This window comes from Streptomyces sp. ERV7 (assembly GCF_001653515.1).
Classification (GTDB): Bacteria; Actinomycetota; Actinomycetes; order Streptomycetales; family Streptomycetaceae; genus Streptomyces.
In genome coordinates this window covers 717,551-729,498 of the sequence record NZ_LYOY01000051.1, presented here as the reverse complement: position 1 = coordinate 729,498, position 11,948 = coordinate 717,551, and the positions used below count along the sequence as shown (strand labels likewise).

Genomic DNA, 11,948 nt, shown 5'->3' with positions numbered 1-11,948 from the left:
CCGCTGTTCCGGCGGACGGCAGCCGGGTTGACTCCACGGACGTGGCCACCCCGTTCAGGTGCCTGGGCACCGGGGTGGCCACGGTCGCGGTGGGGGCGCGGTCCCGTCAGACGGTCGCGTCGGCGGGAGCGGCCGCGGGAGCCGTGGCGGGGGCGGCCACGGCTTCGGCGGTGGGTGCGTCGCTCTTCGCGGCGGGAGCCGGGTCGCGGTGCGCCGTGTAGAAGACGGAGCCCTGCCTGCGCTCCCGCTCCAACTCGCCCTTGGCGACGAGTGCTTCGAGCGTGTTGCGGACCACCTGGGGGCTGGTCCCGCGGTCCGGGTGGGCGGTGGTCAGCTCGGTGAGGATGTCGGCGACCGTACGCGGCTCCCGGTGGTCCGCGAAGAGGCCGAGCACCAGCTCACGCAGGGTGGGCCCACTGCCGTCCGCGCTCTTGCGGGTCGCCTTCCTGGCCGGTGCGGCAGCCTTCTTGGGGCTCTGGGCCGCCTTGGTCACCTTGGTCGCCCCGGCCTCCTTCGTCTCCGGCTTCTCGGCCCGGGGCTTACGGGGCTTGGGCACCGCCGCGACGGTGGGTGTGGTCGCGGGGGCGGTTGCCGCGGCGGGGGCCGATGTGGTGGCCGGGGGCTGTGTTTTGGCGGTGCGCTTGCGCGTCGCCGTCGCCTTCGAGGCCTGTGCCGCCGTGGCGGCGGTGCCGCCGAGGGTGTGCTGCATGGTTTGCAGCAGACCGTGGTCGTGCTCCAGGGATTCCAGTCGGCCCTTCAGCGTGTCGAGTTCGTCGCGGATGCGTGCCTGGTCCTGCTGGTTGGCTTCCAGGTCGGCGGTGACGCGCGCCGCGTACTGGTCCTTGAGTGTGGTGAAGTCCGGCTCGTCCGCCATGAGAAGTCGCTTTCCTCGTGCTGGATGTTGCCGCCGGATGCTACCCATCTCTGCGGCAACAGCACAGGTGGGTGTGCACAAGATTCACACGTTGGAGACACCACGGGCCACAAACCGTCGGTTCGCGACAGTGGACTGACGGTGGTTGTCGGCCCAAGGGGCGTGCGGTGCACGCCATTTTCCGCCGTGCGCTCCCGTGCGCCGTACCCCTGGGGGAAACGAAGACGCGGGTTCGGGACGTCAAACAAGTACACCCGAAGGGGGACGGTCCGGGGAGGCCGTGCGGTTACGAGGGGGACGCTGTGGGACGCAGGTGGAAGACGCGCGGGTTATCGGTGGCGATGCTGACGGCGGTGCTCCTTGCGGGCATGGCGGGGCCGGGCTTCGCGAGCGGCGCGCCGGGTGTCGCTCAGGGGACGACCGCGGTGGCGGAGCCGAGCGCGCCCCCGCCACCGGCGCCCGGCCTGTCGCCCTCCGCGTCGAGCCCCGCACCTTCCAAGTCCAAGGGTGAACCGTCCCCTTCGAAGCCGTCACCACCGCCCGAGGAGGAGCCCACCACACCGAAACCCAGTACCCCGAAGCCCACTCCGCCGAAGCCCAGCCCGTCCAAGACCCCGGTGGAACCGACCACGCCGGTGCCCACCACCACCCGGCCGATCCACCCTCCCGTGGCTCCGGTGCTGTCGGTGTCTGCCGAGAAGGTGGAGCGGGGCAAGAGCGTGGTCGTGTCCGGCAGCCACTTCGACTGCGGGACGAGTGAAGACGGAGAATCGAAGGCCGGCCCGCTCACGCTGACCGGCGACCTGCCGGCGACGATCGCCGTACGGACCGACGCGTCCGGTGCGTTCTCGCAGCAGGTCAAGTTCGCCGAGACGGCACCCCTGGGCCGGTACGAGGTGGTCGCGACCTGCGACGCGCGCCCGTCCGTGACCCAGGTGGTCACCTGTGAGGTGATACCGGGCACGGTGGTGCCACCGCGCCCCACCCCGGTGCTCCGTCTCGCACCCGGATCAGGGACGCCCAGGACTCCCGTGGAGGTCTCCGGCGAAGGGTTCCTGTGCCGGGGCCCCGCCCGACTTCTCTGGGACGGGGTGGAATTGCCGGGGGTCGGCGCGACTCCCGGGGCGGACGGCAAACTGACTGCCTCCTTCGCCGTACCGTCCGGTGCCGGTGCGGGTACGTACAAGGTGACGGCCACGTGCGAAGCGGCGCCCGTGGGTGCGGGGGTCGTGGGAGTCGGTCCGACCGGTGCGCGGCCGGTGGCGGCCGGGGACATCGCGGCCTCGCAGACCTTCACGGTCACCCCACCGCCCGTCACCCCGCCGCCCGTGGGGAAGTACGAGATCACCATCCATCTGACCGACTACCCCGCCGCCTGCACCTGGGGCAGGATCCTCATCGACGGCAAGGGTCTGCTCGATCCCTGGCTGGACGCCGACTCGTCCAAGGGCGACGCCGAGCCCGGCCGCTGGACGTTCATCGACCTCCATGCCTTCATTCCCCCGGACATGAAGGGCCACCGGCCCGTGGACCTCGACTGTCCCGGACGCGAGGTGGAGCGGGCGGGGACCATCGACCTTCCGCCCGAGTCGTTCACGGCGTTCTCCCTTCCCAAGGGTTCACCGGCCGCCCACCACGCCGAGGGCAGCACCGGTGTCCTGCCCAAACCGGACCTGCCGGGGATCACACCGCCCTCTGAGAGCCCTTCCGCCTCCGACACACCGCACCCCAGCCCCACCGAGTCGGGCGGCGCGACGCCCGGGCCGACACCTGGACCCAGCGGGTCGACGACGCCACCGCGTCCGGGTGGGCACCACGACCGCCCGGCCGGGCTGGTGGGCAGTATCCGCACCCCGGCGGAAGTGTCCTGGGCGCTCAAGGACATCGCGGGGTCGGTCGGGATGGCCGCGTGGTTCCTGCTGCTCGTGCTGCTGCTGGAGAAGGCGTTCCCCTCGCAGTTGGCGGACAACGCGCTGAGCCGTTGGTGGCAGCGGCGCCGTGCGCAGCGGCCGACGCGGGCGGCCCGGCTGCCGGGCTGGATGCGGATGGGCTCCTTCGCCCTGCTCGGCGGGGCCCTCGTGGTCTGGGCCGACGCCACGGCCCGCTGGACCATGCCGACCGTGGCGAAGGTGCTGGGAGCGGCGGTGGGCACCCTGCTGATCCTGGTGACGTACGAGAAGACGAAGGACTCCCTGCTGCGCCCCGGGCGGGGCGGTGTCCGGGCCGAACTGCGGGTGGTTCCCGCGGGCCTGCTCCTCGCGGCCCTGATGGCGGTGCTCTCGCGCGGCCTGGCGTTCCCCGTGCCGTACGTCTACGGCCTGGTGGCGGTCTACATGGTGCTCGGTGCGGCGCCTCCCGGCTCGCGCGACCCGCGCCACGCCATGCCGAGGGGGCAGGCGGTGATGATCGGCGGCATCTGCGTCCTGAGCGCCTCACTGCTGGTGTGGGTCCTCGGCACACCCCTGATAGAGGCGGGCCGTACGGCCGGGGCCCACAGCCTGCACCATGTGCTCGCGTACACCGTCGCTCTGACGGTCGTCGGCGGTATCGAGGTCGTGGTGTTCGGGATGCTCCCGCTGTCCGGTATGGACGGCCACATCCTGAAGAGCTGGAGCAAACCGGCGTGGTACGGCCTGTACCTGCTCGCCCTGACGCTGTTCTTCCACGTCCTGCTGAACTCCGTACACCCCGGCCTCGGCCCGGGATTCGTGGTCTCGAAGGATCTGCGCTGGTGCACCCTGGCCATCGCGACCGCTCTCTTCCTCGCGGCCTGGGCGTTCTCCCTGGGCCTGCGCAGGCATGTGGCGAGGCTGGAGCGCGGGGCGGCGGCGGTCGGCTGAGCCTCGCACCCCCGCCGGCCCTCGCCGGTGCGGCGGCGTCACCGGAGCGGCGGTGTGCGCGGTGCGCGGGCGGCGCCGATGATGGGAGCGCTGTGCCGGGTAGGTATACGAGAGACGGGACCCAGCGATGCCGCAGGATCGAGCGGGGGAGCCGGCCGGGCCGTCGTCCCCCGAGCCGTCGCCGCCGGGAGCGGGACGTGCCTGGTCGGGACAGGAGGGGGCGGAGGCTTTCGCGGCCGTGGAGGCGGCGACCGACTGGCTGCTCGGCTATCCGTTCGTGTTCAGGGCCTTGGCCGGGGCGGGCAGGGAAGGCGCGGTGCTGCTGGACTTCGGCTGTGGACCGGGCCGCGTCGCCGATCGCGCGGCCCGGGTGCTCGGGATGCGGGTCATCGGTGTGGACGCGTCCCCGGACATGCTCGCGCTGGCGCGTGAGGAGGGCACGCCCGGTGCCGAGTACCACCTCGTCGCGGACGGCCGGGTGGGCGGACTGCCGGACGCCTGCGCGGACGCGGCGATGTGCAACCACGTGCTGGCATCGCTGCCCGACGAGCGCACGGTGCTGGAGGTGTTCACCGAGATCCACCGTCTGCTGCGGCCCGGGGCACCGTTCGCGCTGCTGACCACGGACCCGGCCTGCGCCGGCATCGAGTACGCGTCGCTGTGCGTGGGCGAGCGGGGTGTCACCTATGGGCCCGGCGAGCCCATGCCCGTACGACTGCTGCGTACGGACGGTTCGTGGCAGGCCGTGAGGAACCACGCCTGGCCGGTGGAGACGTTCCCGGCGTTGCTGGAACGCGCGGGCTTCACCGGGGTCGCCCAGCACCACCCGACGCCGGACGAGGCGGTGGGGGTGGCCGACCCGGAGCATGTGCGCGGCCATGACTGGGCCGCCGAGCGGCTGCGCCCCCCGCTGGTGGTCACCACGGCGGTGAGGGGTTGACGCCGGGCGCGGGCCCAGGACCCCGTGCTCGGGCGGGGGGTTGGGCGCGACGCGCGGTGTGCGGCCCTGTTACGAAGCGGCCGGGCGCCGGAGCACGGGGCGGAGAAACGCTGGGGTGTTGACATAAGTGGTGGTTACGGAAATGTCCTGAATTCGTAAAGAGCGTCGGGTCGACGGGTCCTGATCGCCTCGGCAGGCCAGAGTGTGGCTCCTCGGCACCAGCCGGGAACCTGGCCCGCCCCTTCCCCGGCCCGTTCAAGGCCTGGTCGGGGCTTGTCCTTGAGAGAGCACGCACATGTCTGCATCGCGCACCAGCCGCCGTATCCTCGCCACCGTCCTCGCCGCCGGCACCATGGTCGGGGCCGCCGCCCTGCCCGCCGCGGCGGACGGCCACCACCGGCACGCTCCCCGCTCCACCGTGGTCATCGGCGAGGTGCAGTACAACAGCCCCGGCCGCGACGACCGCTCGAACCGGAGCCTCAACAACGAGTGGGTGGAGGTCAAGAACACCGGGCGGCACTCCGTGAACCTGCGCGGGTTCACGCTCACCGCGAGCGACGGAGCCCAGTACCGCTTCCACGCCATGCGCCTGGAGGGCCACTCGGCGGTCAAGGTCCACACGGGCATGGGCCGTGACAGCAGCCGTGACGTCTACCAGGACCGTCACCACTACGTCTGGGACAACCACCGCGACACGGCCACCCTGCGCAACGACAACGGCCGGATCCTCGACACCGCGATGTGGGGGCGTGCCCACCACGGTGGCCACCACCGTCACCACTGACACCCGTCCGTGACCGGCCCCGAGTGCGGGGGCCGGTCACCGCTCGCACCACCGCGCGGCGCGCCCCGCGGCCACACCGGCCGTGGGGCGCGCCGCGCTTCGTGTGCGGTCGTCCCGGTCCGGGGAGCCCCCGCGTGTGCCGCCGGATCGTGGCACGGGCGGGGCTCCCCGACAGGATCAGGACGTCTCGGGCCTGACTGCCCCGGCCTTGGCACCGCTGCGGAGGGTGCCCGCCATCGGCGAGGCGAGCTGAGTCCAGCCCTCGTCCCAGACGAAGGTCTGGCCGTTGGTGTCACCGTGGGTCTGGTAGACGGTGCCGTCCGTGGTGACCACCTTGATCCAGGTGTCGTTGCCGTGCGAGTCGATGGCGATCCCACAGACGTGGTCCGGGTACCTGGGGTTGTCGGCGTTGGTCAGATCCGTCCAGACGACCGCGCCCCCGGGGGTGGACTGCCGGCCGGCGAACGCCTTCCCGTTGATGAGCGCCGCGCTGAAGGTCTCGTTGTTGGAGGGGGCGTTGCTGTCGATCTCGTAGCACGATCCGGCCGGGCCGGTGTCGCCCTTCGGGCCCTGGGGGCCCTGCGGACCCTGGGGCCCCTGAGGCCCCTGCGGACCCGTGTCGCCCTTCGGTCCGGGAGGGCCCTTCGGGCCCTGGGGTCCGGGGGGGCCCTGGCAGCCGTCGCCGCCGCCACCGGCGGCCACGCCGGGAGCCCCTGCCCTGTCGTCCCCCCTGTCGTCGTCGTAGCCGTGCGACGGCCTGCAGTGGTCGTCTCCGCCGTGGCCGGGACTGGTCACCCGGCTTTCGGCTCCCGGCGCTTCGGCGGCCATGGCGGGGCCGGCCGCGCCGGCCAGCATCAGGACGAGGGACGCCAGGGCGCTTCCGGCGAGCCACTTGCCGCGGTGCGGCAGCGGCCCGAGCGGTGACACCGACCTGTGATCAGAGTTCATTCGTTTGCTTCCCCTTCGGGAGGTCCGGTGCGTTCGGTGAACGCCTCCGCACCCATCCCCGTTTCGCACGAACTCTTTCGCCGACGGACCGGTAAACACGCTCGACAGTCGCTGGATCGGGCTAGCGACACCACCCTGATGGGTCAGCGATTCCTCAGCCCAGCCGCTCGATCGCCACCATCGCGGCGTCGTCTCCCAGACAGTGTCCCGCCGCGTGGGTGAGCAGGTCGTCGCAGAGGTGGCGGAGCAGGGCGCCGGGGGCGTGGGGGCCCGTGTCCGACCAGGCGGCCAGGCGTTCCGCCAGGGGGTAGAACATCCCCGTCTCGTCGCGTGCCTCGATGACTCCGTCCGTGTAGAGCAGCAGGGTGTCGCCCTTCTCGAAGGCGAAGGTCTCGGCGGCGAAGGTCTCCGCGGCGAAGGCGGGCCGCACGGACTCCCCGGGCTCGACCGATGCCGCGTGCTCCACGAGCCCCGAGAGGCCGAGCGGCGGTGCCGGGTGGGCGACGTCGAGGGGAAGGACCCGGCCGCCGCGCAGGAGCAGGGGCGGTGGGTGCCCGCAGTTGACCAGCCGGAGGATGGGACGGTCGTCGGGTACGTCGAGCACCGCCGCGGTGATGAACGCCTCGCCCCGGTCGTCGGCGTCGCCGGCGCAGACGTCGCCCAGGTCCGGGGTGACGGCGCCCTCCAGATAGGCCACGAGGCCGGACAGCTCGGCCTCCTGGTGGGCCGAGGCCCGGAAGGCGCCCAGGACGACCGCCGCGTCCCCCACGGCCTCCAGGCCCTTGCCGCGTACGTCGCCGATGAGCAGCCGGGTCCCGTGGGCGGTGCGGGCGGCGGCGTAGAGGTCACCGCCGATCTGCGCCTCGGCCTCCGCCGCCAGGTACACCGACGCCACGCGCAGCGGGCCGATCCGCTCCCGCAGCGGCCGCAGCACCACCTGCTGCGCGGCCTCGGCCACCGAGCGCAGCTGGACGAGCTCCTTCTCGTGCACCTCGCGCAGATGGGCGAAGAGCGTCACGAACACCGAGATCAGGATCAGCGAGCTGATCTGGAAGGAGTGGTTGAGGTCGGTGACGCTGCCGCGCGCCATCGCCACCACCACCTGGGCGAGAACGGCGACGGCACCGACGAACCCCGTGGTCCGGGGCCCGGCGAAGGACGCGGTGAGCGCGGGCGCGGTCGCCAGGAACGGCCCGAGGTGGACGTCGGGCGGGGCCTCGACGTCGACCACCGTGACGATCGCGATGAGCGCGAACGGCGTCGCGAGCAGTGCGCGGCGCATCCGGTGGGACTGGTGGCGCCGCGCGCTCAGTGCCCGAAGATCCATCCCTCCTGCATACACCGCACCGCGGCCGGGAGCTCCCAAGCCCGGCCGACACGACCGTGAAGTCCTGCGACGGGGATGTGGGGCTTGGGGTGGGTGACGAGCAGCGGGCCGCGGGTGCGCTCGCCGATCAGGCGGGGCAGGAGCCGGGCGGTGTCGGCGTCCCGGTAGATCGTTTCCGTCGCGCAGTCCTCGCGGGCCTGGCCGCGGCGGCGGACGGCCTTGGCGCCCTTGACCTTCACCGGGCACTGGCGGGCGGCCAGGTTGAGGTCCTCGATGTTGACGCCGAGCAGCTCGTCCGCGCGGGCGACGGTCTCGTAGAGCATCCGGCAGGCGACCTGGCCTTCTGCCGCAGGGCGACATCGCGCCGGGCGATCAGGCGGTCGGATGGCAGTCTTGGAGCGCACCGGGGTCTCGGAGCCCGGGTCGGGCATCCGCTTGCACCAGGCCGGGATGCGCGGCGGCTCGAGGCCCGCCTCGTGGCACCAGGCGAGCCAGCCACCGACCGCGCCACGGCGGGAGTTCCAGGTACTGACGGCGGCGGTGCCCCACAGCTGCTCGAGGACCTGGCCGATCTCATCGTCGGCGAGGGAGGACAGCGGCCGGCCCTCGCCGAGCTCGGAGACGACCTTGCCAAGCGCCGTGGTGTAGCTCCGGCGGGTGTTCGCCACGGTGATGGAGTCCAGGTAGCGGTCGGCGACGCTGCCACGGTCGCCGTTCCGGAGGCGGTCTTGAGGGAGACGACGGTCGAAATCATGCGTTAGTTGCAACATTTGAGGCGACCCCTGGCGTGAGCACTCAGTTCACTGACGCCGGGCCGGGGGCGCTAACGGCGATAGCACCCCGCCAACATGCACGCCTCCACAACCACGGCTGCGCCCGCTCACCCCGCGCAGCCCAATTGTCCTGCGCGAACGGCATGCTGAGTCCTTCGCCGCCGCGCTCGCGATGGCCGCCGCCGTGTTCTCCATCGGGTGGGAGCTGCTCGGCGTCCGCGGGCTCAAGCCCGAGCACCGCATCGACTCCAAGACGCTCTTCGACCTGGTGAAGCTGTCCTTCGGGGTGGTGGCCGGGTCCGGCGCCCTGGTCGCCCTGGTGGTGGCCTACCGGCGCCAGCGCGTCGACGAGGAACACGCCCTGCGGGAGGCCACCCGCCTCCACACCGAACGCTTCACCACCGCCATCTCCCAGCTCGGCGCGGACGCCGCGGCCGTCCGCCTCGGCGGCGTGCACGCCCTGGCCGGCCTCGCCGACGACGCCCCCACCCGCGACCTGCGCCAGACCTGCATCGACGTCCTGTGCGCCTACCTCCGCCTGCCCTACACCGCCGAAGCCGATCTCCCCGCGGGTGACGCCGGGGCCTTGCACGCGCACCGGGCCCTGCGGGAGGTCCGGCACACCGTCATCCGTCTCATCGGCAACCACCTCCGCCTGCTAGCCGCGCACCCGCACTCGTGGCAGGGCCACGACTTCGACTTCACGGCCGTCACCTTCGACGGCGGCGACCTCCATGGCGCGGTCTTCTCCGGCGGCCGGGTCGGCTTCGACAACGCGAAGTTCTCCGGCGGCGAGGTCTACTTCGACAGAACGGTGTTCTGCGGCGGCCAGGTCTCCTTCAACGGCGCACGGTTCACCGGCGGCCAGGTCACCTTCAACGGTGCTGCCGGTGGGCCGCCAGATGCTCTGGCTCCGTCGGCCGGAGCGCCTCTCCCTGATGGCCTACACCTGCCTTCGGGGTGGCATCCGCCCTCCTCTTGAGACGCGGCTGCCCTGCCTTCGGCACGCTGGAGCCTGTGCCGGCGTCCAGAGGGGACGAACGCCTATGCCGGGGCGGGATGGCGGACGCGGCGGAGCCCGCCCGCTACCGTGACCGCTCTCAGGCGGTGCGCCCCTTGTCGGCGAGATGGCCGAGCAGCGCGGCGAGGCCGGCTTCCTCGTCGGACATGGCCATCACCTTGTCGATGGTTCCCCCGGCCAGCTCGTCGGCGAGGTCGAGCACCTGGAGGCGTACCTCGCGCAGTTCGGCGAGCTGATCGTTCAGGGTCTGCAGCTTCGTCCGGCCCGACGGGCTGAGGTCGGCAAGCTCGCAGTCGACACGCAGCCTCGCAGGAACCCGCACCCGCGGCCGGCTACGGGCGCTCGGCGCTGTCGCGGATCGCCTCGGTGTTCTCCCGGATCGCGGCGGCGACTTCGAGCAGCGCGTGGGTGACAGCGGCCAGCCCCTCGCCCGTGGCGTCCGTCAACTTCTCCCCGCCCTGGAAGTTCGCGGCCTGGCCCGCCAGCTCCACCGCCCGGTCAGTATCCCCATGCCGGCTGCCCCTCCCTCGGCGGACCCTCCGCCGCGGCGTCCTCACCCTGCCCACGGCGGACCCGGCGCGAACCCCCACCCGGGGTGGGTGGGTTGTGTACACAATGCACCCGGTGGCAACGCGCTTACTGAGCGTTTGGTCCTGTGAGGTGTGTCCCCTTTATGTGTCGCCTTGAGTGAGCCCCCGAGCTGTTTTACGGCCGCAAAACAGCTCGGGGGCTCACTGCTCCAGGATGCAAAAAAAGCGGCGCCCCCGCCCGGATCAAGGTCCGGGCGGCGGGCGCCGCTTGGTGTGTTCAGTCGCTCAAGTCGATGTTCGCCGGGAGGCCGCGCCCGGCGAGAGCGTGGGTGAGGAGTCGGTACGGCGTCCTCCAGCTGCCATGGATTCGGGACCGGGCGCAGTGGAGGACGCCGGTGAGGCGGTCTCGGTGTCGGGGTGGATGAGGATCAGGGCGACGGGGTCGGCGTCGGGCTGCTGCTCGGGGAGCGGGCGTGCGCGCTCCAGGCCGTGCTCACCGATCCGTACGGCGATGTCGCCGGGGTGAAGGGGGCCGGTGCCGTGTCCGCAGCGGCGGTAGCGGGCCGTCACGTGCGCACCGTCCGGCGGTGCAGCCGCGTCCGGATCCGGTAGCGGAGGGAGGCGCGCTCCTCGTTCTCCTTGATGGCGTCGGCGAGCAGTTCCTCGAGCTTGGCCATGTGCTCTTCGGCGAACCGCTGGGGCTGGTAGTCGTCGGGGCAGACCGGGCACGGGTGATCATGTCCGGCGTACTCGAGCCACGGCGCGCAGCCGACTTCACCGCAGGTCGGCTGGGTGGGGTTCACGCCGATGCCGGAGCAGTAAGGGCAGGGGGTGAAGCGGTAGTCGATGGGGGCGCCGTGGTGGAGGTCGGAGTGGAGCTGGGCGAGGCCGCGGATGCCGAGTTCGCGCATTAGGGCGTCGGCGGCGAGGACCTGGCGGTCGATGCCGGTGTGGTGGTGGTCGGCGAGCATCGTCACGGCGGTGCACCAGGCGAGGGTGGAGCGGTCGACCGGGACGGCGTAGCTGCCGGTCCACGGGTCGGCCGGGTTGAGGTCGGCGGGCGGTGGGGCCGGCGTGGTGAGCGGGATGCCGAGGTTGGTGAGCTGGGCGGTGACGTCGGCGGTGCGGCGGGTGAACTGGTCGAAGACGGTGGTGGGCATCGGCCCTCACATGGACGGGGCCGCCGGGACCGTGGTGCTCCCGGCGGCCGGAGCGGGTGGGGTCAGCGGGTGGTCGGGGTGAGGGCGGCCTTGTGGCTGTTGCGGTGCTTGCGCTGTGCCGGTTCGGCGAGGACGCGCAGGCCGTGCGGCTCGCCGATCGGGCCGCAGGCGCTGCACACCACGGCGTAGTTGCGGCGGCCGGTGCAGCCGGAGTCGGCGTCGCGGGGCTTGCCGGAGGGCCGGATGGCGTGGGTGCACTCGCTTCCGTCCGGGTGGAGCGCGGCGATCTTGACGCTGATGCGGGCCATGGGCTTGGTCTCCTGTTCGGGTTCGGGGAAGGGCAGTTGGTGGAGCGCGGGTGTGGGCGGCCGGCCTCGGGTGGGGCGCGCCGGGGTGGGCGGCTCGGTGCGGACGAGCGCGGTCTCGGGGAGGAGCCCGAGTTGTCCGGCGGCCGCCGCGCGGGCGGCGAGGGTGAGTGAACGGGTGATCCGGTGGTGCCCGTGATCAATCCGGAGATGGCAGAGCTGGCAGGCGGCGAGCAGATTGATCTCTCGCACGTCTTCGGGGGTGTGGTTGAGGTGGGCGGTGGTGAGGCCCACCACGGACCCGGTGTCCGGGTGGATCTCCTCGTGAACGGCGGGGCAGCGGCCGCCGGGGTGCGCCAGGCCGCAGTGGCCCGTGCTTCTCTGCACTTCACTCTCACGGGTGAAGAGGGGTATGTGAGTCGTCAAAGGGCCTCCGAGATGGATGG

Annotated in this window: 14 protein-coding genes; 4 read left to right on the top strand and 10 right to left on the bottom strand. The window is 72.3% G+C overall.

Annotation, left to right across the window (positions count from 1 at the left end; translation table 11 throughout):
- Nucleotides 1-106 precede the first annotated feature (106 nt).
- Entirely contained in the window at nt 107-874 is a 768-nt protein-coding gene (locus tag A8W25_RS26090; protein WP_067165673.1) for a hypothetical protein, read from the bottom strand.
- 409 nt (nt 875-1,283) lie between these two features.
- A complete protein-coding gene (locus tag A8W25_RS26085; protein ID WP_158942731.1) occupies nt 1,284-1,523 on the bottom strand; it encodes a hypothetical protein in 240 nt (79 codons plus the stop codon).
- 37 nt (nt 1,524-1,560) lie between these two features.
- Between A8W25_RS26085 and A8W25_RS26080 the strand changes: the two genes are divergently transcribed.
- From A8W25_RS26080 to A8W25_RS26070, 3 genes are all read left to right on the top strand, one after another.
- A complete protein-coding gene (locus A8W25_RS26080; protein ID WP_158942729.1) occupies nt 1,561-3,714 on the top strand; it encodes an FGLLP motif-containing membrane protein in 2,154 nt (717 codons plus the stop codon).
- A gap of 127 nt (nt 3,715-3,841) precedes the next feature.
- Nucleotides 3,842-4,654 (top strand): class I SAM-dependent methyltransferase, encoded by an 813-nt coding sequence (locus A8W25_RS26075; protein WP_079126392.1) that lies wholly within the window; start codon nt 3,842-3,844, stop codon nt 4,652-4,654.
- Between the two features lie 295 nt (nt 4,655-4,949).
- The gene (locus A8W25_RS26070; protein ID WP_067165655.1) at nt 4,950-5,438 is read left to right on the top strand and encodes a lamin tail domain-containing protein; all 489 of its coding nucleotides are present in this window, start codon (nt 4,950-4,952) and stop codon (nt 5,436-5,438) included.
- A 177-nt stretch (nt 5,439-5,615) separates the two neighbouring features.
- Here the strand turns inward: A8W25_RS26070 and A8W25_RS34145 are convergent, their stop codons facing one another.
- The 3 genes from A8W25_RS34145 to A8W25_RS26055 form a co-directional block, all read right to left on the bottom strand.
- Complete coding sequence (locus A8W25_RS34145; protein ID WP_158942727.1) at nt 5,616-6,386, bottom strand: hypothetical protein; 771 nt, start codon at nt 6,384-6,386, stop codon at nt 5,616-5,618.
- A 154-nt stretch (nt 6,387-6,540) separates the two neighbouring features.
- Nucleotides 6,541-7,713: a PP2C family protein-serine/threonine phosphatase gene (locus A8W25_RS26060; protein WP_079126391.1), complete on the bottom strand. Its 1,173-nt coding sequence runs from the start codon at nt 7,711-7,713 to the stop codon at nt 6,541-6,543.
- A complete protein-coding gene (locus A8W25_RS26055; RefSeq protein ID WP_158942725.1) occupies nt 7,695-8,483 on the bottom strand; it encodes a hypothetical protein in 789 nt (262 codons plus the stop codon). The genes A8W25_RS26060 and A8W25_RS26055 overlap by 19 nt, the downstream gene beginning before the upstream one ends.
- Nucleotides 8,484-8,658: 175 nt before the next feature.
- Between A8W25_RS26055 and A8W25_RS26050 the strand changes: the two genes are divergently transcribed.
- Nucleotides 8,659-9,468, top strand: a complete 810-nt coding sequence (locus tag A8W25_RS26050; protein WP_067165642.1) for a pentapeptide repeat-containing protein — start codon at nt 8,659-8,661, stop codon at nt 9,466-9,468.
- 118 nt (nt 9,469-9,586) lie between these two features.
- Here the strand turns inward: A8W25_RS26050 and A8W25_RS26045 are convergent, their stop codons facing one another.
- From A8W25_RS26045 to A8W25_RS35150, 5 genes are all read right to left on the bottom strand, one after another.
- Nucleotides 9,587-9,829 carry a hypothetical protein gene (locus tag A8W25_RS26045; protein WP_067165639.1) on the bottom strand — a complete coding sequence of 81 codons (243 nt, stop codon included), beginning with the start codon at nt 9,827-9,829 and terminating at the stop codon, nt 9,587-9,589.
- A 10-nt stretch (nt 9,830-9,839) separates the two neighbouring features.
- Nucleotides 9,840-9,998 carry a hypothetical protein gene (locus A8W25_RS34140; RefSeq protein ID WP_158942723.1) on the bottom strand — a complete coding sequence of 53 codons (159 nt, stop codon included), beginning with the start codon at nt 9,996-9,998 and terminating at the stop codon, nt 9,840-9,842.
- Nucleotides 9,999-10,322: 324 nt separating this feature from the next.
- A complete protein-coding gene (locus A8W25_RS34135; protein WP_158942721.1) occupies nt 10,323-10,607 on the bottom strand; it encodes a hypothetical protein in 285 nt (94 codons plus the stop codon).
- On the bottom strand, nt 10,604-11,197 hold the full coding sequence (locus A8W25_RS26040) for a hypothetical protein (RefSeq protein WP_067165636.1): 594 nt from the start codon (nt 11,195-11,197) through the stop codon (nt 10,604-10,606). The genes A8W25_RS34135 and A8W25_RS26040 overlap by 4 nt, the downstream gene beginning before the upstream one ends.
- 62 nt (nt 11,198-11,259) lie before the next feature.
- A complete protein-coding gene (locus tag A8W25_RS35150; protein WP_107470793.1) occupies nt 11,260-11,889 on the bottom strand; it encodes a hypothetical protein in 630 nt (209 codons plus the stop codon).
- Nucleotides 11,890-11,948: the final 59 nt, after the last annotated feature.

Coding starts and splice junctions, on each gene's coding strand:
- A8W25_RS34145 (WP_158942727.1), bottom strand. CDS start 6,386: ATGAACTCTGATCACAGGTCGGTGTCACCGCTCGGGCCGCTGCCGCAC.
- A8W25_RS26055 (WP_158942725.1), bottom strand. CDS start 8,483: ATGTTGCAACTAACGCATGATTTCGACCGTCGTCTCCCTCAAGACCGC.
- A8W25_RS26070 (WP_067165655.1), top strand. CDS start 4,950: ATGTCTGCATCGCGCACCAGCCGCCGTATCCTCGCCACCGTCCTCGCC.
- A8W25_RS26090 (WP_067165673.1), bottom strand. CDS start 874: ATGGCGGACGAGCCGGACTTCACCACACTCAAGGACCAGTACGCGGCG.
- A8W25_RS26040 (WP_067165636.1), bottom strand. CDS start 11,197: ATGCCCACCACCGTCTTCGACCAGTTCACCCGCCGCACCGCCGACGTC.
- A8W25_RS26075 (WP_079126392.1), top strand. CDS start 3,842: ATGCCGCAGGATCGAGCGGGGGAGCCGGCCGGGCCGTCGTCCCCCGAG.
- A8W25_RS26050 (WP_067165642.1), top strand. CDS start 8,659: ATGGCCGCCGCCGTGTTCTCCATCGGGTGGGAGCTGCTCGGCGTCCGC.
- A8W25_RS26060 (WP_079126391.1), bottom strand. CDS start 7,713: ATGGATCTTCGGGCACTGAGCGCGCGGCGCCACCAGTCCCACCGGATG.